Source organism: Sneathiella sp., assembly GCF_036844445.1.
Lineage (GTDB): Bacteria > Pseudomonadota > Alphaproteobacteria > Sneathiellales > Sneathiellaceae > Sneathiella.
Map to the genome: position 1 here is coordinate 548,992 of NZ_DAIUFV010000001.1, position 18,253 is coordinate 567,244.

18 protein-coding genes are annotated in these 18,253 nt (G+C 61.2%); 9 read left to right on the forward strand and 9 right to left on the reverse strand.

Annotated elements, in window-relative coordinates:
• Nucleotides 1-3 precede the first annotated feature (3 nt).
• Nucleotides 4-213 (reverse strand): YdcH family protein, encoded by a 210-nt coding sequence (locus tag V7Z56_RS02555; protein ID WP_334127774.1) that lies wholly within the window; start codon nt 211-213, stop codon nt 4-6.
• Between the two features lie 259 nt (nt 214-472).
• Between V7Z56_RS02555 and V7Z56_RS02560 the strand changes: the two genes are divergently transcribed.
• Nucleotides 473-1,030 (forward strand): TIGR02444 family protein, encoded by a 558-nt coding sequence (locus V7Z56_RS02560; protein ID WP_334127775.1) that lies wholly within the window; start codon nt 473-475, stop codon nt 1,028-1,030.
• 9 nt (nt 1,031-1,039) lie between these two features.
• On the opposite strand, the gene V7Z56_RS02565 is transcribed toward V7Z56_RS02560, so the two are convergent.
• On the reverse strand, nt 1,040-1,627 hold the full coding sequence (locus V7Z56_RS02565) for a UbiX family flavin prenyltransferase (RefSeq protein WP_334127932.1): 588 nt from the start codon (nt 1,625-1,627) through the stop codon (nt 1,040-1,042).
• Between the two features lie 124 nt (nt 1,628-1,751).
• Between V7Z56_RS02565 and V7Z56_RS02570 the strand changes: the two genes are divergently transcribed.
• The 4 genes from V7Z56_RS02570 (at nt 1,752) to V7Z56_RS02585 (ending at nt 6,149) form a co-directional block, all read left to right on the forward strand.
• Entirely contained in the window at nt 1,752-1,913 is a 162-nt protein-coding gene (locus V7Z56_RS02570) for a YdcH family protein (RefSeq protein WP_334127776.1), read from the forward strand.
• A 616-nt stretch (nt 1,914-2,529) separates the two neighbouring features.
• On the forward strand, nt 2,530-4,404 hold the full coding sequence (locus V7Z56_RS02575; protein WP_334127777.1) for a ribonucleoside-diphosphate reductase subunit alpha: 1,875 nt from the start codon (nt 2,530-2,532) through the stop codon (nt 4,402-4,404).
• Nucleotides 4,405-4,452: 48 nt separating this feature from the next.
• On the forward strand, nt 4,453-5,412 hold the full coding sequence (locus tag V7Z56_RS02580) for a ribonucleotide-diphosphate reductase subunit beta (RefSeq protein WP_334127778.1): 960 nt from the start codon (nt 4,453-4,455) through the stop codon (nt 5,410-5,412).
• 38 nt (nt 5,413-5,450) lie between these two features.
• Nucleotides 5,451-6,149, forward strand: a complete 699-nt coding sequence (locus V7Z56_RS02585; protein WP_334127779.1) for a 2-phosphosulfolactate phosphatase — start codon at nt 5,451-5,453, stop codon at nt 6,147-6,149.
• Nucleotides 6,150-6,174: 25 nt separating this feature from the next.
• Here V7Z56_RS02585 and V7Z56_RS02590 read toward each other — a convergent pair whose 3' ends face one another.
• A complete protein-coding gene (locus V7Z56_RS02590; RefSeq protein WP_334127780.1) occupies nt 6,175-7,359 on the reverse strand; it encodes a multidrug effflux MFS transporter in 1,185 nt (394 codons plus the stop codon).
• 380 nt (nt 7,360-7,739) lie between these two features.
• On the opposite strand from V7Z56_RS02590, the gene V7Z56_RS02595 reads away from it, so the two are divergent.
• A complete protein-coding gene (locus tag V7Z56_RS02595; RefSeq protein ID WP_334127781.1) occupies nt 7,740-8,507 on the forward strand; it encodes a hypothetical protein in 768 nt (255 codons plus the stop codon).
• Nucleotides 8,508-8,647: 140 nt separating this feature from the next.
• On the opposite strand, the gene V7Z56_RS02600 is transcribed toward V7Z56_RS02595, so the two are convergent.
• Nucleotides 8,648-9,076, reverse strand: coding sequence for a GFA family protein (locus tag V7Z56_RS02600; protein ID WP_334127782.1), 429 nt, complete (start codon nt 9,074-9,076; stop codon nt 8,648-8,650).
• A gap of 79 nt (nt 9,077-9,155) precedes the next feature.
• Nucleotides 9,156-10,655: a flavin-containing monooxygenase gene (locus V7Z56_RS02605; protein ID WP_334127783.1), complete on the reverse strand. Its 1,500-nt coding sequence runs from the start codon at nt 10,653-10,655 to the stop codon at nt 9,156-9,158.
• Between the two features lie 213 nt (nt 10,656-10,868).
• Here V7Z56_RS02605 and V7Z56_RS02610 point away from each other — a divergent pair, with 213 nt between their 5' ends.
• Nucleotides 10,869-11,204, forward strand: coding sequence for a YegP family protein (locus V7Z56_RS02610; RefSeq protein ID WP_334127784.1), 336 nt, complete (start codon nt 10,869-10,871; stop codon nt 11,202-11,204).
• Between the two features lie 104 nt (nt 11,205-11,308).
• On the opposite strand, the gene V7Z56_RS02615 is transcribed toward V7Z56_RS02610, so the two are convergent.
• Nucleotides 11,309-12,055 carry an NYN domain-containing protein gene (locus V7Z56_RS02615; protein ID WP_334127785.1) on the reverse strand — a complete coding sequence of 249 codons (747 nt, stop codon included), beginning with the start codon at nt 12,053-12,055 and terminating at the stop codon, nt 11,309-11,311.
• A gap of 169 nt (nt 12,056-12,224) precedes the next feature.
• The gene (locus V7Z56_RS02620; RefSeq protein ID WP_334127786.1) at nt 12,225-12,812 is read right to left on the reverse strand and encodes a flavodoxin family protein; all 588 of its coding nucleotides are present in this window, start codon (nt 12,810-12,812) and stop codon (nt 12,225-12,227) included.
• Nucleotides 12,813-12,938: 126 nt separating this feature from the next.
• On the opposite strand from V7Z56_RS02620, the gene V7Z56_RS02625 reads away from it, so the two are divergent.
• Together V7Z56_RS02625 and V7Z56_RS02630 are read left to right on the forward strand one after the other, a co-directional pair.
• Complete coding sequence (locus tag V7Z56_RS02625; RefSeq protein ID WP_334127787.1) at nt 12,939-13,298, forward strand: winged helix-turn-helix transcriptional regulator; 360 nt, start codon at nt 12,939-12,941, stop codon at nt 13,296-13,298.
• 251 nt (nt 13,299-13,549) lie between these two features.
• Complete coding sequence (locus tag V7Z56_RS02630) at nt 13,550-15,790, forward strand: putative bifunctional diguanylate cyclase/phosphodiesterase (protein ID WP_334127788.1); 2,241 nt, start codon at nt 13,550-13,552, stop codon at nt 15,788-15,790.
• A gap of 10 nt (nt 15,791-15,800) precedes the next feature.
• Here V7Z56_RS02630 and V7Z56_RS02635 read toward each other — a convergent pair whose 3' ends face one another.
• Both V7Z56_RS02635 and V7Z56_RS02640 read right to left on the reverse strand, forming a co-directional pair.
• On the reverse strand, nt 15,801-17,204 hold the full coding sequence (locus tag V7Z56_RS02635) for an FAD-binding oxidoreductase (protein WP_334127789.1): 1,404 nt from the start codon (nt 17,202-17,204) through the stop codon (nt 15,801-15,803).
• A complete protein-coding gene (locus tag V7Z56_RS02640) occupies nt 17,201-18,166 on the reverse strand; it encodes an L-threonylcarbamoyladenylate synthase (RefSeq protein ID WP_334127790.1) in 966 nt (321 codons plus the stop codon). Before V7Z56_RS02640 ends, V7Z56_RS02635 begins: the two co-directional genes overlap by 4 nt.
• Nucleotides 18,167-18,253 lie beyond the last annotated feature (87 nt).

Below are 18,253 nucleotides of genomic sequence, written 5' to 3' on the forward strand. Positions count from 1 at the left end.
TGCTCAGGCGATAATATCCGGCAAAAGCATGTTGTGGACGGTGAGAATCTGGTCCTTCAGGACCAGCTTGCGCTTTTTGAGCCGTTGCAGTTGCAGCGAATTGTAGTTTCCGCTTTCAACCAGCGCCGTAATCGCCTTATCGAGATCGCGATGTTCGGTTCTGAGTTCTTCCAGCTTTACACGGAGCATTTCCTGCTCGTCTATTTCCGCCATTCCCGCGAGCACTCCAACAACAGTCAATGAGGTTTTGAGACGCCCCTGCCGTTCGCGTTCGGCGACGGTCGGGACGGGCGCGATGATAGCATGATTTGCGGGCAAATCCTAGATACTCGTCGCGGGAATTGCCATTTCGGGCAAGCGGCGGGGCGGCCCGGCCCCGCGCCGGCGAATTTGCGCCGTTGTGTCTTTTCCCGCCCGCCGCTATCGTGGGACGCCCGCCTTTGCGCCCGCGGGCGAGAAAAGGAGCAGCCCCGTGCCGACATTGTCATCCGCCGTTTTTCCGCCGAGCGATCTTTGGGACTATGCGGTCATCCTCTACAGCCAGGACGAGGTGATGCGCGCCGCGCTCGCCCTGCAGGACCGGGCGGGCGGCGATGTCAACATGCTGCTCTTCTGCATCTGGGCGGCGGCGCGGGGCCGGCGGCTGACGGCGGAGGAGATGGAGGCGGCGTTCAGCGCCAGCCTGCGCTGGCAGACGGAGGTGGTGCGCCCGCTCCGCACGGCCAGGCGCTATCTCAAATCGCCGGACCTTGCGACCGATCTCCGCCTGGCCGGCGAGCTTCGTCGCGGCGTCGCCGACAGCGAGCTGTTCGCCGAGCATATGCAGCTTCTGATGCTGGAGCGGAGCGTGGCGCAGCCTTCGCCCGCCACGACCGATCCCGAGACGGCGGCGGCAACGGCGCTGGCCCATCTTGAGAGCTATTTCCGCGCCGCCGGGATCGCAATCACGCCCGAGGATGAGGCGGATCTGCAAATCATCTGCCATGCTGCCTTCCCCGATGCGGCGGCGGGCGGCTCTTATTCCCGATGAGCGGGCCCGTCAGCCGTCCCGGAGGCCCGTCCATTCGCGGGCGAGGCTGTTGTCAAACCCCATTAATGCGAGCAGATGCCCGGTGAACTGATCGACCATCTCGGCGACCGTCTGCGGCCTGGTGTAAAAGGCGGGGATGGGTGGCGCGATGATCGCGCCCATCTCGGAGAGCTGCGTCATGGTGCGAAGGTGCCCGGTGTGAAACGGCGTCTCGCGCACCGCGAGGATGAGGCGGCGGCGCTCTTTCAGGCAGACATCGGCGGCGCGGGTGAGAAGGCTGGAGGTGACGCCCGTTGCAATCTCCGACATCGAGCGAACGGAGCAGGGGGCGACGATCATCCCCATCGTGGCGAAAGATCCCGATGCGATGGCCGCGCCGATATCGCCGGCCTTGTAGATATGCGAGGCGAGCGCTTTCACTTCCGCAACGCTGTGGCGGGTCTCCTGCGTCAGGGTAATCTCGCCCGCCTTGCTGATGACCAGATGGGTTTCAATATCGAGCGCGCGGCAGGCTTCGAGCAGGCGCACGCCGATCTGTGCGCCGGACGCGCCGCTGATGCCGATGACAAGCCGCCGCGGGGGCGGGGAGCTCCGCATTTCAGTCAAAATAAACCTGCCTTCTATATTGATTCATGGTCAGTTCGTTCATAACTCTGTACTATAAGCTTTGTCGGTGTCGAGCGATCGACGCCCTGTCGTTTCCAGCCAGAGGAGATACATGATGAGCATAGCAGAACATGTTGCACAGCTGACCGAGAAGCACCATCGGATCGAGAAAAAAATCGAGATGGAACTTGCCAGCCCCTCCGCAGACCATGTTCGTATTAGCGAGCTTAAGCGACAGAAACTCAGGATCAAGGAAAAGATATCTCTGCTGTCGTGAGATCAGGAAAATCGATCAATGACAGGAAATAGCAGGAAAATCGGATATTCCAGCCTTTAGGATGACAGCGGCGTCGGAGGTTTCTCCGGCGCCGTTTTTATTTCCGCGCCGGCGGTCCGGTTTCGGGCGCGTGAGGCGCGTCCGCCCGCGTCGTTTCGGGCTGGAAAAGGGCCGCAGGTAAGGCCGCAATTTTCGGCAAATTTTAGGCACCGGCAGAAGCGGCTGGCCGGGCGGGTCGCTTCGTTATATATTTCGGGGCGGCGGGGCGAAAAGGGGACGATAAGAGATTCGCAGGCGCCCCTTCCGGCTCCCTTCCGCAAGGGCGCAGATTTCCGGCTCATCGCGCGGGTCAAGCGATATTTTTACGAAGTTTTATCCACAAGCTGTTGACGCCCGCCGTGATATCCCACAATATATAGTGGCCTGATGCGCGTTGCGCGGCAAATATGGTTCTTCCGGCGAATTTCACCCATACCCTGCTTTTCGCCCGGCCCGCCTGATATGCCCGCAATGCGAGTATAGAATGCAGAGGACTTCCCATCAGGCGAGAGTATGTTGCAATTTCCGGCCCCGCCCGGTATTGAGTGTTTGTAGGATTGAAGAGGGGGAAAAAGTCATGCTGGATTCGGTCGATATGTTGACGGATATCGTTCAGGTCAAAGGCGGCGCGCGGGTTCATATCGATCATAGCCGGGACAAATATCTGACCGAGTTCGGCAAGGCGGTCCTGAAAGATCGCTACCTGCTGCCGGGGGAGAGTTTTCAGGATCTTTTCGGCCGCGTCGCGAGCGCCTATGGCGAGGGCGATTCCCACGCCCAGCGCATCTATGAATATATCAGCAAGCTGTGGTTCATGCCGGCGACGCCCGTGCTCTCCAACGGCGGATCGACGCGCGGATTGCCGATTTCCTGCTTTCTCAACGAATCGAACGACAGCCTGAAGGGCATCGTCGATCTGTGGACGGAAAACGTCTGGCTCGCCGCCAAGGGCGGCGGCATCGGCAGCTACTGGGGCAATCTCCGCTCGATCGGCGAGGGCGTCGGCGCGGTCGGCAAGACCTCGGGCGTGGTGCCCTTCATCCGCGTGATGGACAGCCTGACGCTCGCCATCAGCCAGGGCAGTCTGCGGCGCGGCTCGGCGGCGGTGTACCTGCCGATCTGGCACCCCGAGATCGAGGAGTTTATCGAGATCCGCCGCCCGACCGGCGGCGATCCCAACCGCAAGACGCCGAATTTGCATCACGGCGTGCTTATCTCCGATGCCTTCATGCGTGCGGTGGAGGAGGATGGCGAATGGGCGCTCACCAGCCCCAATGATCGCGCGGTGATCCGCACCATCAATGCCCGCAGCCTGTGGATCCGTATCCTGACGGCGCGCGTCGAGACGGGCGAGCCCTACATCATCTTTAGCGACCGGGTGAACGCCCTGATGCCGGAGCATCACAAGCTTGCCGGGCTGCAGGTGAAAACCTCCAATCTCTGCGCCGAGATCACGCTGCCGACGGGCACCGATCATCTGGGCCGCGAGCGCACGGCCGTCTGCTGCCTTTCTTCGCTCAATCTCGAAAAATTCGACGAGTGGGAAGGTCAGGAGGGTTTTATCGAGGATGTCATGCTGTTCCTCGACAATGTGCTGCAGGATTTCATCGACCGCGCGCCGGACGAGATGGAGCGCGCCCGCTATGCGGCGGCGCGCGAGCGCAGCGTCGGGCTTGGCGTGATGGGCCTTCATTCCTTCCTGCAGGCGAAGCGCGTGCCGCTGGAATCGGTGATGGCGAAGGTCTGGAACAAGCGGATTTTTACGCATATCAAGACCGGCGTCGATGCGGCGTCGAAATCGCTGGCGGAGCTGCGCGGACCCTGCCCGGATGCCGCCGACTACGGCTTCAATGAGCGCTTCTCGAACAAGACGGCGATCGCGCCGACGGCCTCCATCTCGATCATCTGCGGCGGCGCAAGCCCGGGGATCGAGCCGGCCGCCGCCAACAGCTATACTCACAAGACGCTGTCGGGCAGCTTCAACGTGCGCAACCCGCATCTGAAGCGCCTGCTCGCCGAGAAGGGGCAGGATACGGAAGAAGTGTGGAGCTCGATCACCGTCAATGAAGGTTCGGTACAGCATCTCGACTTCCTCGACGATCATGAGAAGGATGTGTTCAAGACCGCCTTCGAGCTTGATCAGCGCTGGATCGTCGAGCTTGCCGCCGACCGCACGCCGCTGATTGACCAGTCGCAGTCGGTCAACATCTTCCTCCCCGCCGACGTGCACAAGCGCGACCTGCACCAGATCCATATGATGGCGTGGAAGCAGGGCGTGAAAAGCCTTTACTACTGCCGCTCCAAATCCATGCAGCGCGCCGAGGTGGTGGCGACGAAGGAGGAGCTGCCGGCGGAGCTGCGCGCCCTTGCTGCAAGCCTTGCGCCGAAGCTGCCCGCGGCGGACGGGGTGGCGGAGTCTGTCGATTACGAGGAATGCCTCGCCTGCCAGTAGGGCGGGGCGTTGCCGCTCTTAATATTTTACATGAACTGATTGCGAAAAATGTCTCTTCTTGATGCGAAACCGGTCTATAAGCCTTTCTCCTATCCCTGGTGCTATGATGCCTGGCTGAAGCAGCAGCAGATCCACTGGTTGCCGGAGGAAGTGCCGCTTGCCGACGACGTGAAGGACTGGCACAACAATCTGACGGAGGCCGAGCGGCATCTGCTGACGCAGATTTTCCGCTTCTTCACCCAGTCGGATATCGAGGTCAACAACTGCTACATGCGCCATTACACCCGCGTCTTCAAGCCGACCGAGGTTCAGATGATGCTGGCCGCCTTCTCGAATATGGAGACGGTGCATATCGCCGCCTATTCGCATCTTCTGGACACTATCGGCATGCCGGAGACAGAGTATTCGGCCTTCCTCCACTATAAGGAGATGAAGGACAAATACGACTATATGCAGCAGTTCAACGTCGAGAACAAAGCGGAGGTCGCCAAGACCCTCGCGGTGTTCGGCGCCTTTACCGAAGGGCTGCAGCTTTTCGCGAGCTTCGCCATCCTTCTCAACTTCCCGCGCATGGGCAAAATGAAGGGGATGGGGCAGATCATCACCTGGTCGGTGCGCGATGAGAGCCTGCATTGCAACTCGATCATCAAGCTTTTCCGCACCTTTGTCTCGGAGAACCCCGAAATCTGGACGAAGGAATTCTGCGAGGAGATCTACACGACCTGCCGCGAGATTGTCGAGCATGAGGACGCCTTTATCGACCTCGCTTTCGGCGCGGGGCATATTGAGGGGCTGACGGCCGAGGAGATCAAGGCCTATATCCGCTATATCGCCGACCGGCGGCTGATCCAGCTCGGGCTCGACGAGATTTATCATATCGAGAAGAACCCGCTGCCCTGGCTCGACGCCATCCTGAACGCGGTGGAGCATACCAACTTCTTCGAGAACCGGGCGACCGAATATTCCAAGGCCGCGACGAAAGGCACCTGGGACGAGGCCTTTGCTTGAGGGATCCGGCTGAGCTTGCGCTAGTGTCCGGCGCCTCCGTGCCGCCACTCCGACTGCGGGAGATTTCCATCGGCTCCTTCTCCGACGCGGCGAAGGCCGCGGGCGGCACCGTCGTTATCATTGATGTTTTTCGCGCCTTCACCACGGCGGCGGTCGCGCTTGCCAACGGCGCGCGCGAGATCATCATGGCCGACAGTCTGGACGCGGCGATTGAGCTTCGGCGGCAGGGCGCCGGGCGCTACTGCCTTGGCGAGCGGCGCGGCGCCCGCCCCGAGGGGTTTGATTTCGGCAATTCACCGGCGGAGATAGCGGACCATCGCTTTGATGGTGAGACGCTGATCCAGACCACCACGAATGGCACGCGCGGCATCCTTGCCGCGGCAGCGGCGGAAAGGATCTACGCCGCCTCCTTTATCACCGCCCGGGCGACCGCCGCCGCCATCTGCCGCGATGCGCCGCGCCCCGTTACCCTCGTCGCGATGGGCGACGGCGACCGGCAGCGGACCGATGAAGACGAGATCACAGCGCTCTATATCCGGAGCCTGCTGCTCGGCCTTGAACCCGACGCCGCACCCGTCGCCGCCGCCATCCGCAGCATGTGCCTTCGCATCGATGGCGAAAAACTGTCCGCGGCCGACGTCGACGCCTGCCTCAGCGCCACGCCAACCCCCTTTGCCCTCCGCATCGGCGCGCGGGATGGACTTACGGTTCTTACAGCGGAAAAAGTATCGGTCTAGCTGGGTAGCGGCGACGGCGCTTCCGTCAGTTCCGCCGGTCAAGCCATCTGAGGTGAAGCGCGGAGACGAGTGAAACCAGCGTCGCCGCGGTCATCATCAGGATCAGGATCAGCGCGCCGTGGTTGTTGTCGACGAGCGGCCCGGTGAAGGAGGTCATCAGCGCCCCGAAGCCGACATTGAGCGCGCCCACAAGCCCGAGCGCCGAGCCCGCGAGATCGGGCCGGACGGAAAGGGCTCCGGCGTTGCAGCTCGGCACCGAAAGGCCGTTGCCGAAGCCGACCATCATCACCGGCGCAAAGAGCGTATAGACATTGACGATGCCCGCCAGCATCAGGGCGAGGCCGCCCAGCAACCCGGCAATGGCGATGATCCGCCCGAGCAGGATCAGGCTGTTGAGGGGGAGACGGTGGCTGAGCCGGCTCGAAGTAAAGGTGCCGAGCGTAAAGCCGATGGTGATCAGCCCCATATAAAGCCCGAGCGCGGCGGGCGAGAGGCCGAGCATGGCGACGGCAATCAGTGGCACACCGGCGAGGAAGATATAGAAACAGCCCGCCGAAAAGGCGACGCAGATCGCATAATCCCAATAGCGGCTGTTGGTGAGAAGATCGGGATAGCTCTTGAACTGCGCGGCGAAGCTTGCGGTTTTCTGGCTGTTCGTCTCACCCATATCGATCCAGCAGAGGAGGAACGCGGCGCTTCCCATCAGCGTGAAGGCGACGAAGCTCGCCCGCCAGCCGAACAGCTCATCGAGCCCGCCGCCGATCATCGGGCCCAGCATCGGCGCGATCGACATCGCCATGGAGATGAAGCTGATATGCTTGGCCGCTTCTTCGGGCGGGAAGATATCGCGCGTCACCGTGAGCGACAGACCCCAGCCGGCAATCACTGTCCCCTGCAGCGCACGGAAGGCGAGGAAGACCCAGATATTCTCCGTGAGGGTGCAGGCAAGCGAGGCGAGGGTGAAGATTGCGAGGCTCGCCAGCATCACCGGTCGCCGCCCGTAGCGATCGGAGAGCGGCCCGACGATCAGCATCAGCGCCGCCGTCACGCCGAGATAGCCGGCAACGGCGACCGTGATCAGCGCATAGTCGGTCTCGAAATCCACCGCCATATTGGCGAGCGAGGGGAGAAACATGTTCAGCGACAGGGTCGAGAGCGCCGTAAACAGCACGAGGGTGACGAGGCGCGGCGGCGTTGTCGCGGAGAGCATTTAGGTCGTCCTGTCAGCTGAAAAGGGTGGCCGGAAACATCTGCTTTATCTTTGAAGAAAACATCGCCTGCGCGGCGCGGTGGCAGGCGGTCTCCTCCAATTATTTTTATCCTGCAACAGGCTAGAGGCAGTCCGCGCCGGCGTCAATCTAAATAACCCTGCAAAATCAAGGGGGAGGACTGCAAATGCCGCATAGCTCGCGCAGGCTGCGACGGCGGCTCCCGCGCCTCGAAATAGCAGAAGCATTGCGGGCATGGGAGCGGACCTCATCTATAAGAAGTTGCTGATTTATGCTTGCGGCGGAAAACAAGATATGCGCAAAATATGCTGGCAATTCCAGTTGCTTGGGTAAACAGACGCAAACATTCAAGAGGCCCCCCATGAGCAAACGCGCCCCTTTCCCCTTTGCCCTTTTGGCATCTTTCGTTCTTCTTTCTCCCCTGACGGCCGCTGCCGACGAATTCGATGTCGCCGGGATCGCGCTCGGCATGTCGGTCGAGGACGTCCGCGAGGCTATTCTCGACTATAACAAGGACATGAAGATCAGAACCGAAGTGCTGCAGATGACCTACAGCGACGGGGTGAAGAAATACCGGACCGAGCCGTTCGTGCGCCAGGTCATCGGCCAGATGCCGGCGCATGATATTGTCGCCACGATCGCCACGCCACCGGAAAAGCCAGAGGTGGGCGCGATCTTCCGGGTGCATCATATGAAGAATGAGCCCGTTGCGCGCGGCATCTATCTCGATGCGCTGATCGAGAAATATGGCGAGCCGGCCATCAATTTCATCAACAATGCGGACTTCATGTTCCTCTACTGGTTCCTTGGCGAGGGCAAGGTGAACTGCATGCCGGTCGTGAACCAGAAGATCTCGTTGGACACCTCGCTCAACAGCAGCATGCTGAAAATCATCCAGAACCCCGACGGCACGATGAAGAATCCGGAGGCGAAAAGCCCCGAGGATTGCGCGGTCGTCCTGAAATATCAGCTGAACAATGACCCGGTCGTGCGCGCCGCGGCCGAGATGGTCGATGTCGCGGCGGCGGCGAGAAACGAGGTCTCGCTCCGCGCCTGGGTTGATGAGCTGAACCGCAAGGCGCGCGAGGATCTGGTGAAGCAGTCGGGCGCGGCGAAGCCGAAGATCTGACGGGATCGCTTATCTGGTCGAGTGCGGCTAGGCGCCTCCGTCGGTGGTTCGAGGGGCCTTTGCGCTTGTCTTCCTGTTTGCGGGCGTCAGTATCCTGACGGCGCGGTTGAAGCGGTGAGGCGGGCGGTGCTTTGTGCCGCTTATTCCGCCATCAGCTCGCCGGAGCCGCCGGCTTCCGCGGGGAAGTCTTTGAGTTTGGGAAGGCCGTCGCGGACCTTCAGCACCGCTTCGGCGTAATTCACATGGGCGCTCGGGATAAATTCGAGATCCGGGATGGTCGAGGCATAGACATCGATCAGCCCCGCACCCTGAAGCGTCGTCATCACATGGCCGCCGCAGGATTTGCAGAACTGGCGAAGGCTGCTCGGGGTTTTTGAGTAGGTTGCGAGGCGATCGGCGCCCCGGGTGAGGGCGACGGCATCCTCGGGCCAGAGGGTATAGGTGCTCACCGGCGCGGCGGACCATTTGCGGCACGAGCTGCAATGGCAATAGCCCATGGCGACAGGCGCGCCCTCGACGCGAAGCTCAATCGCGCCGCAAAAACAGGTTCCTGTGTAACTTTCCGCCATCTCCCATCCTCCTCTTTCATATGTTGAAGGAGAATTTTATACGCCGCGCAAAAGATGCGCAATGCGGCGTATGCCCGCTTCAGCGATAAATCAGTGTCCCGTCCTCAAGATCGGCGGATCGCAGGGTTTCGATATCCTTATAATAATCCTGCGTGTGGACCCACGGGTCGCGGTCGCCCTGCCTGGGGAGAAGATGCAGCGCCCGCGCGAGATAGCCTGCGTTAAAATTCTCGGGCTTCACGAAGGGCAGGGCGGGCATGTCGCGATCCTCCTCGCGCAGTTCCGGGACGACGATGCGGGCGCCTTTCGCGTCCATGTGATGGAGCAGGCGGCAGACGAATTCGGCGACGAGGTCGGAACGCATCGTCCAGCTGGTGCGAAGATAGCCAAACACCCAGGCCATGTTGGGAATGCCGGAGAAAAGGATCGCCCGGTGCGACCAGCAGTCATGAAAGGCGAGCGGTTTGCCGTCGATGGCAAAATCGATATCGCCGAGCACGTTGATATTGAAGCCGGTCGCCGAGATGATGATGTCGGCCTTAAGTTCCCGCCCGGATTTAAGAAGAATGCCGTGCGCCGTCAGCCGCTCGATCCGGTCGGTGACGACGCTGGCTTCGCCCCGCCCGATGGCGCGGAAGAGATCGCCGTCGGGAAGGAAGGCGATGCGCTGCTGCCATGGGCGATACTCGGGCGTGAAATGCGGATCGACAGGCACGCTGTCGCCAAGATAGCGCTTTGCGATACCGATCAGCTCGGCGCGGAGCGCCTCCGGCTCCTCGAAGGAGCGGCGGGTGATCTCTTTCTGGTCGCGGAGGATCTTCCGCCTTGCAATCTCATGGATCCATTCATCGGGGATCTCCAGCGCCCGCAGCGTCTCGATCAGGTCATCGCGGTTGGGCTTGGCGAAAAAGTAGGTCGGGGAGCGCTGCAGCATGGTGACATGCCGGCATTTCCCCGCGATGGCCGGGATCAGCGTCGCGGCGGTCGCGCCGGAGCCGATGACGACCACCTCCTTGCCGGCAAGATCGAGATCATCCGGCCAGTTTTGCGGATGGATGAGACGGCCCTGAAAGTCGTTCCGCCCCGGATAGTCCGGCAGATAGCCTTCGCTGTGGCGATAATAGCCCTGACACATCCAGAGGAAGTTGCAGCTGTATTCCTCGCGCGCGCCGGTGCTTTTATCCGCAACCTCCAGCGTCCAGCGCGCTTCCTCGCTCGACCAGCGGGCGCTCACCACCTCGCGCGAGAGATGGAGATGGCGGCGAAGATTATGCTCATCGAGCGCTTCGTTGAGATAGCGGAGGATCTTGTCAGCCGTCGCGATCGGCGCATCCTTCCAGGGCTTCCATTTAAAGCCGAAGGTGAAAAGGTCGCTGTCCGAGCGGATGCCGGGGTAGGTGTGTGTCGCCCAGGTGCCGCCAATGGCCGCCTGCGCCTCCAGCATTGCGAAAGTTTTTTCCGGGCAGAGCTTTTGCAGGTGATAGGCGGCATCGATGCCTGAAATGCCGCCGCCGATAATCAGCACATCAAAGTGACGCGAAGCGCCGTTTTCTTCCCCGTGGTCGATTGTTTTTTCCATGCGGTCTCTTTCGCCAGCAATTATTCCGTTTGCAAGAGCGTAGCAATAAAGTCAATTCGTGCAATAGGCGATTTCGCGCCGTGATTGCGTTGCCAAAATGCCCCGCTTCTTCGAGGTAATTGACGAAATCACAGGTAATTCTTGCAGCCCTTGCAATTTGTGAGGCAATATTGCGGCATAACCAAGTCGTTTTAATAACGGAGTAGACAGACCATGGCAGGCAAGTTTGAACTGTATAAAGACAACGCAAATGAGTTTCGCTTCCGTCTAAAGGCTGGCAACGGGGAGGTCGTCGGCACGTCTGAGGGGTACAAGCAGAAGGCAAGTGCAGAGAACGGCATTGAATCAGTCAAGACAAACGCTCCGAACGAGGGTCGTTTTGAGCTGAAGGAAGGCAAGAACGGCAAGTGGTACTTTAACCTGAAAGCCGCCAATGGTCAGGTCATCCTGTCGAGCCAGGGCTACGCCAGCGAAGCCGGCGCGCGCGAAGGCACCGGCGCGGTTGCCCGCGCGGCGAACGGCGCAAAGACCGACGATCAGACGATCTGATCCTTGAACATCCTCCGCTTTGCGGAGGCGGGATGCCACCATCCCGTAATGAATGAGGGGGCGCATACGGCTGCCGGACGACTGTCCGGTGGCCGTTTTGTCTTTTATGGGCTGGATTGCTTCCGGCCGGAGGGTTTCAGCCGGATGCGCACCGCACCGCCACCTTTCGGCGTTTCGATATCAAATACGCCGGTCTTGTCCACTAGGTCGCGGAGCTTCGGGATGCCGTAATTCCGGGAATCAAAGTCGGAATTGAGGTTGCGGAGCTGCGTGCCGACGCCGCCGAGCGGATACCAGCCATCGTCGCTGTCGAGCTCGGCAATCGCCTTTTTAAGCTGCGCGGTCGCCTGGCTGAGCGGCGCGAGCGGTTTCTGGGGCGTCGTCGTGGCGGGCGCGCTGCCATCCGCGACATCGGGCAGATTTTCGGTATAGATAAAGCGACGGCAGGCCTGACGGAAGCTCTCCGGCGTTTTTTGCTCGCCAAAGCCGAACACATCAATACCCTGCTCGCGAATGCGGGCGGCGAGACGGGTGAAATCGCTGTCGGAGGAGACGAGGCAGAAGCCGTCGAAGCGGCCGCTGAGGAGCAGGTCCATGGCGTCGATCACGAGGGCGATATCGGAGGCGTTCTTGCCGGTCGTATAGGCGAACTGCTGATGTGGCATAATGGCGTGCCGTGACAGGATATCGGCCCAGCCTTTCGAGCGGGGGTGCGAAAAATCCCCGTAAATCCGCTTGACGCTCGCTTCACCGATCTTGGCGATTTCGTGAAACAGCCCGCCCGCGATGCGCGGCGAGGCATTATCGGCATCAATCAGGACGGCAAGACGGGGGGAGCGGGGTTCAGACATCGGCAGGCCTTTTTCCGTGAATAAGATATCCTCCGACAATGGCGTATGTTCCGAAAATATACAACAATTAGTTGATAATGGAGGTGGCGGGAGTTAAAAAAAGCCGCCGGAAATCCGGCGGCCTTTACTTGCGAGGAGAACGCGTTGGGCGCGCTCGTATCCTTTAGGGTCAGGCTGCGACGGCCGTCCGCGTCCGCGCCGCATAGGTGGCGATGCGCTCACCCAGAAGCCGGGCGGTTTCGAGATCGCCGGCGGGCGGCGCTTCCTCGGGCGAGGCATCGGCCGGCGAGATCGCGAGCGCACCAGCATAGCCGCCGCTCCAGTTGACGTCTGCCGGCCCATGTTCCTTGAGGTTCGAGGCGAGAAGCCCGGTACCGACCCAGATCTGGCCGAGCTGCTGCGAGAAGGTGAAGAAGGCGTTGATGGTCTCCTGCTTGTCGCCATTCACCGTCGCGGAATTGGTGAAGCCGCCGGCGATCTTGTCGCGGAAAACGCCGGAGACATAATGTTTCGACGTCTGCTCGGCGAATTTCTTGAACTGCCAGGCCGGGCCGCCCATGTAGGTCGGGCTGCCATAGATGATGGCATCGGCGGCGAGCAGCGTCTCCCAGTCGGCGTCGGTGATATCGCCGCTTTCGGGGATGCGGACGCTGCTGACGGTGACGCTGTTGACGCCGGCGGCACCGGCGGCGACCGCTTCGGCCTGCTTCTGCGTGTGGCCGTAGCCGCTGAAATAAAGAATGGCAACTTTCGTCATTGTTGAACTCCTGACTGGAATTTATCGGTGAAAAATTTCGTGTGACTTGCAGTTAGATCCTTTACTTTCTTTTTGCAAGTAGTTACCTTTTGGTAAGTATTGAAAAAATTTTGAGGAAGTTTTTCCATGCCCAAACAACATCCGCATGCCCAGTGCGCAATGGAGATGATCCTCGGTCAGATCATGGGACCGTGGACGCCCTATATCCTGTGGCTTCTCTCCAACGCGCCCGCGCTTCGTTTCGGCGAGCTTTCGGCGCGCATTCCGGGAATTTCCGCAAAAGTGCTGACCGATCGCCTGCGCAAGCTGGAGGCGAGCGGCCTTGTCCATCGCGACTATCAGCCGACGGTGCCGCCGACGGTTTCCTATTCGCTGACGGAGCGCGGGCGGGAGCTGCATACGGTCCTGCTGGATCTGAATAATGTCGCCATCCGCTGGCTTGAAGAGGATCAGCAGCGGGCAGGCGCATCGGTCGCCGCGGAATGAAAGCCGCCGGCGCTCCGGCCGAAGGCACAGGAGAGGCGCGAATATAAGGGCCGCTTTGACGGCTCGGCGGGCGGAAAGCCGCGCCAAATGCTGCACCATATTGGGGCGGCCGGCATCCTGTGGATAACTTTGGAAATTGTTCGTGTACAAGTGACTTAGTGGAGATATTTCGACTCTTTATCGAATTTGTTTGCCATCCATCGTAATATGACTCATGATGACGCAAGTTGAGTAAATGAGCGTTGCGTATCATGACAACACAGGGCCTGAAACGAAGCTCCTCCGCCGCATTGGCCGGCGAACGTCCCCTCTCAGCCGCGCGGGCGCGGCGCAAGGTTCTTCTTCTTTCCATCAACATTCCGAAGAATGGCGATCCCTACGGCGCGCTCGACAGCTTCGTTGTCGGGCATGTGCCGGTGGTGTTCATGATTGCCGACAGCGCGCCGCAGGCCCGGCGGATGCTGGAGGAAAATCCCGACACTGCCGTACTCGTTCTCGATGTATCGGGCGAGAAGGCGGGGGATGGCCTTGCGCTGATCCAGCGGCTCCGCCAGGAGATGAAAAACCGTGCAACCCGGATCGTTCTCTTCGGCGAGAGGGCGGCGACGGCGCCGGCCGGCAATCCGTTCCTTGATTATGATGTCAGCGACTATCGCGACGGCGCGGCGTTAAGCCTTGCGACGCTTTGCACCAGCCTCACCATCGCGCTGCAATCCTATGAGCGGCTGGTGTCCGAGGAAAGCAGCAAGCAGTCGCTCCAGAGCATCCTCGATATCACCCGCCAGCTTTATGATGTGCGCTCGGTCGAGGATTTCTGCCTGACCATCCTCACGCAGCTGCAGGTGATCTGCAACAATGTCGAGGATTGCCTGTTCGCCATTCCGAACGAGCATTCCGGCGAGCTGACGATCACGGCGGGGAAGGGGATTTACGCGCCGGCCGCCAAGCAGCGTCTTTGCGACGTGGTGGACCGACCGCTGTTCGAGGCGATCATTGCGGCGAGCACATCGCGCCAGAATGTGTTCAGCGAAGCCGCCAGCATCCTCTCCATCCGCCGCGATGACCGCCTGAAGGGCGTGGTCCTGTTGCAGAACCGCGTGCCGCTCTCCTTCATCGAGACGCGCCAGATCGAGCTGATCTGCGCCAATATCACGCTTGGCCTTGAAAATGCGGATATGTTCGAGGAAATCAAGCGGATCGCCTTCAACGACAGCCTGACCGGCCTCGACAGCCGGGCGAAATTCCGCAGCGACGTGCAAAGCTATATCGAGGCGACGGCGCGGCCCGAGGGGCGCAAGCTCGTCGTCGTGCAGTTCACGCTTGAACATCTGCCGGAGCTCAACATCGCGCTCGGTCATGATGCGGGCGATGCGCTGTTGCAATTTGTCTCCGAGCAGCTGACGCGGCTTTTTCCCAAAGCGATCGCGCTCGCGCGGACATCGGGCAACGGGTTCAGCCTCTGCCTCGCCTATACGCGTAGCCGCGATCTCAAGCAGATCCCGAAAATCATTTACCGCCTGTTCGAGCAGGGGCGGGCGCGGCGCGAGAATATTCCGCATATCAATCCGCGGATCGGCCTTGCCCTCTATCCCGCCGATGCCGACAACGCCGCCGCGCTCTGGCGCAACACCAATATTGCGCTGGCCAATCTCAAGATCCGGAATGGCAGCTATTTCTGCTTCTATAATAACGAGATAGAGTGCGAGATAAATGCCCGCGTGGAGATGAATAATGCGCTCCGCACCGGGATCCGCCGCAACGACCTGTCGCTGAAGTTCCAACCGCAGGTCAGCCTTTCGAGCGGCCAGGTTGTCGGGGTCGAGGCGCTGGTGCGCTGGCAGCGCGAGGCGGGGCATTTCGTTGCGCCCAACGAATTTATTCCGGTCGCCGAAAGCTCCGGGCTGATCGCGCCGATCAGCGAATGGGTGCTGCAAGAGGCGCTGCGCCAGCGGCGCGAGTGGCTGGACGCCGGCGCCGACGGGTTTCGCGTCGCCGTCAATATGTCGCTCTCGATCTTTCAGGATGACGATTTCGTTGAACTGATCCGCAAGACCCTGATGGCGACGGGCTGCCCGGCGCGGCTGCTGGAGCTCGAAGTTACCGAGAGCGTGATCATGGAAAATCCGGAGCAGGCGCTCAAGAATTTCCGCGCGCTTCGCAGCCTCGGCGTCAGCTTCTCCATTGATGATTTCGGCACCGGCTATTCCAGCCTCAGCTACCTGCGTCGGCTCCCCGTCTCGACGCTGAAGATCGACAAGACCTTTATCGACGGACTCGGCGGCGGCAATACGGATGATGCGGTCATTGCCCGCACGATCATCTCGCTCGGCCATAATCTCGGCCTTGCGGTGATGGCGGAAGGGGTGGAAGCGCCGGAGCAGGCGGAAATCCTGCTCCGCGAGAACTGCCAGTATGCGCAAGGCTTTCTCTTCTCCGAGCCGGTCGCGGGATCGGAGATCCTGCCCTTCACGCGACGGCCGCGCGGGATCTGATCGCTTTGGGCTATTTCAGAAGCTTGCCCGGGTTCATGATGCCGTCGGGATCGAGCGCCTGCTTGAGCCGCCGCATCAGGTCAAGCTCAAGGGGGGATTTGTAGCGCGGCAGGTCGTCGATTTTGAGGCGGCCAATGCCATGCTCGGCGCTGATCGAACCGCGCATACGGACGGCGATATCATGCACGACGCGGCTCACTTCCGGCCAGCGGCTGAGATAGGCGTCCTTGTCCATATCGGCGGGCTGGAGCGGGTTATAATGCACATTGCCATCGCCGATATGGCCAAAGGCGACGGAGCGGAAACCGGGCACGATTTTCTCAACTGCCTTATCCGCCTCGCGGATAAAATCGGCGAAGCGCGAGACCGGGACGGAAATATCATGCTTGATGCTGCCGCCTTCCGGCTTCTGCGCGGCCGAGATTTCTTCGCGCAAGTGCCACAGCATCGCCTGCTGCGCGCCGCTTGCCGGGATCACGGCGTCAAGAACGATCTCCTGCTCAAAACCGGCGGCAAGGATCGCCTCCATCAGCCCGGCAAGATCGGGCGTCGCGCTTGAGGAGAGTTCGATCAAGACATGCCAGGGATAGCGCGCCGGCATCGGATCACTGATCGCGGGCACGTTTTTCACCACCATGTCGATGCAGATGCGGGGGATCAGCTCGATCGCGGTGACCTGATCGCCGCTCAGCTTGCGGGCAAGGCCAAGGAATTCGACCGCCGCCTCGACGGAGGGGACAGCCGCCATTGCCACCTGCTGGTATTTCGGGCGCGGATACATTTTTACTACTGCGCCGGTGACAATGCCGAGGGTGCCCTCCGCGCCGATGAAAAGCTGCTTGAGATCGTAGCCCGTATTATCTTTTCGAAGGCCGGTGAGGCCGTCCCAGATGCGCCCGTCCGGCAGCACCACCTCGAGGCCGAGGACCTGCTCGCGCGTGTTGCCATAATGCAGGACCTGCACGCCGCCAGCATTGGTCGAGATATTGCCGCCGATCTGGCAGCTCCCTTCCGAGCCGATGCGGAGCGGAAAGATAAAGCCGTTCTCCTCGGCGACCGCCTGCAGGTCGGCAAGGACGCAGCCCGCATCCACGGTGAGCGTGCCGTTCAGCCGGTCGATCTCGCGCACGCGGTTCATCCGCCGGGTGGAAATGATGACCTCATCGCCGCCGCTGAAGGGGATGGAGCCGCCGACAAGGCCGGTATTGCCCCCTTGCGGCACGATTGGCGTCTTCGTCTCGGCGCAGAGGCGGACGAGCGCGGCGACTTCTTCGGTCGAGCGCGGCAGCAGGACGGCGCGGGCGCGGCCGATATATTTGTCGCGCCATTCGGTAACGAAGCCCTGCATGTCATTCTCGTCCGTGAGGACGTTTTTCGCACCGACAATATCGCGGAACCGGTCGATCAGGTTCATTGGTTCACCGCCTCCGCCTCCGGACGCGGCGCGGCGGCGCGGCGCAGGCGATCATTGATGGCAAGACCGAGCCCGACCTCGGGGATCGGCGCGACGGCGATGCGCGTGAATTTCATCTCGTCCATAAAATGGAGCGCCGAGAATAGCCGCGCCGCCGCTTCCGTCAAATCGCCGGTCCGGCTGAGATTGATATCGGCAATCTGGTCATGCTCGCGCCCGAAGGCAATAAATCCCTCGCCCGGCTGCTTGCTGGTAGCATTCAGGCGAAGCGCCGCGTTCGGCGCATAGTGGCTGCTCAGCATCCCGGGGCTTGGTGTTGCGCCCTCCGCGGTATGGGAGAGGAGCGGGCCGACCGCGGCTTCTATCAGCTCACGCGAGACGCCGCCCGGGCGGAGCAGGACGGGTTTGCCATCCTGAAAACCGATGACCGTGCTCTCGACCCCGACCGGGCAGGCGCCGCCATCCAGCACGCCCGCGATGCGCCCCTCAAGTCCGTTGATGACGTGGCGCGCCTCGGTCGGGCTGATGGCGCCCGAGGGGTTGGCGCTCGGCGCGGCGAGCGGCCGGCCGCAGGCGCGGAGAAATTCGAGCGCAAGACGGTGCCCCGGCATACGAATGGCGAGCGTCTCAAGCCCGGCGCTCGCGAGCCGCGAGATGGGGCAGTCCTCAGTTCTTGGCAGCACGAGGGTGAGCGCGCCCGGCCAGAATTTCCCGGCGAGCCGGCGCGCCAGCGGATTGAAGGTGACATAGCGCTCCGCCTCCTCCAGCGAGGCGACGTGGATGATCAGCGGATTGAAGCTCGGCCGGCCTTTCGCCGCGTAGATTGCCGCAACGGCGTGATCATTCGTTGCGTCGCCGCCAAGGCCGTAGACGGTCTCGGTTGCGAAGGCGACAAGATGCCCGGCGCGGATTTCCGCCGCCGCCGCCGCAAGACCGTCTTTGTCGCTCGTGAATATTTTCATTGTTCCCGGATCACTCTTCATGGAAACTGCGCTGATAGAGACCGCCGCCGCAAAAATCCACGCGAAAGCCTTTTTTCCCGCGGGCGG

Excerpts from the sequence above, each read along its gene's own strand:
- V7Z56_RS02555 (WP_334127774.1), bottom strand. The coding sequence starts at position 213 with ATGGCGGAAATAGACGAGCAGGAAATGCTCCGTGTAAAGCTGGAAGAA.
- V7Z56_RS02565 (WP_334127932.1), bottom strand. The coding sequence starts at position 1,627 with ATGCGGAGCTCCCCGCCCCCGCGGCGGCTTGTCATCGGCATCAGCGGC.
- V7Z56_RS02570 (WP_334127776.1), top strand. The coding sequence starts at position 1,752 with ATGAGCATAGCAGAACATGTTGCACAGCTGACCGAGAAGCACCATCGG.
- V7Z56_RS02575 (WP_334127777.1), top strand. The coding sequence starts at position 2,530 with ATGCTGGATTCGGTCGATATGTTGACGGATATCGTTCAGGTCAAAGGC.
- V7Z56_RS02580 (WP_334127778.1), top strand. The coding sequence starts at position 4,453 with ATGTCTCTTCTTGATGCGAAACCGGTCTATAAGCCTTTCTCCTATCCC.
- V7Z56_RS02590 (WP_334127780.1), bottom strand. The coding sequence starts at position 7,359 with ATGCTCTCCGCGACAACGCCGCCGCGCCTCGTCACCCTCGTGCTGTTT.
- V7Z56_RS02595 (WP_334127781.1), top strand. The coding sequence starts at position 7,740 with ATGAGCAAACGCGCCCCTTTCCCCTTTGCCCTTTTGGCATCTTTCGTT.
- V7Z56_RS02600 (WP_334127782.1), bottom strand. The coding sequence starts at position 9,076 with ATGGCGGAAAGTTACACAGGAACCTGTTTTTGCGGCGCGATTGAGCTT.
- V7Z56_RS02605 (WP_334127783.1), bottom strand. The coding sequence starts at position 10,655 with ATGGAAAAAACAATCGACCACGGGGAAGAAAACGGCGCTTCGCGTCAC.
- V7Z56_RS02610 (WP_334127784.1), top strand. The coding sequence starts at position 10,869 with ATGGCAGGCAAGTTTGAACTGTATAAAGACAACGCAAATGAGTTTCGC.
- V7Z56_RS02615 (WP_334127785.1), bottom strand. The coding sequence starts at position 12,055 with ATGTCTGAACCCCGCTCCCCCCGTCTTGCCGTCCTGATTGATGCCGAT.
- V7Z56_RS02620 (WP_334127786.1), bottom strand. The coding sequence starts at position 12,812 with ATGACGAAAGTTGCCATTCTTTATTTCAGCGGCTACGGCCACACGCAG.
- V7Z56_RS02625 (WP_334127787.1), top strand. The coding sequence starts at position 12,939 with ATGCCCAAACAACATCCGCATGCCCAGTGCGCAATGGAGATGATCCTC.
- V7Z56_RS02630 (WP_334127788.1), top strand. The coding sequence starts at position 13,550 with ATGACAACACAGGGCCTGAAACGAAGCTCCTCCGCCGCATTGGCCGGC.
- V7Z56_RS02635 (WP_334127789.1), bottom strand. The coding sequence starts at position 17,204 with ATGAACCTGATCGACCGGTTCCGCGATATTGTCGGTGCGAAAAACGTC.
- V7Z56_RS02640 (WP_334127790.1), bottom strand. The coding sequence starts at position 18,166 with ATGAAAATATTCACGAGCGACAAAGACGGTCTTGCGGCGGCGGCGGCG.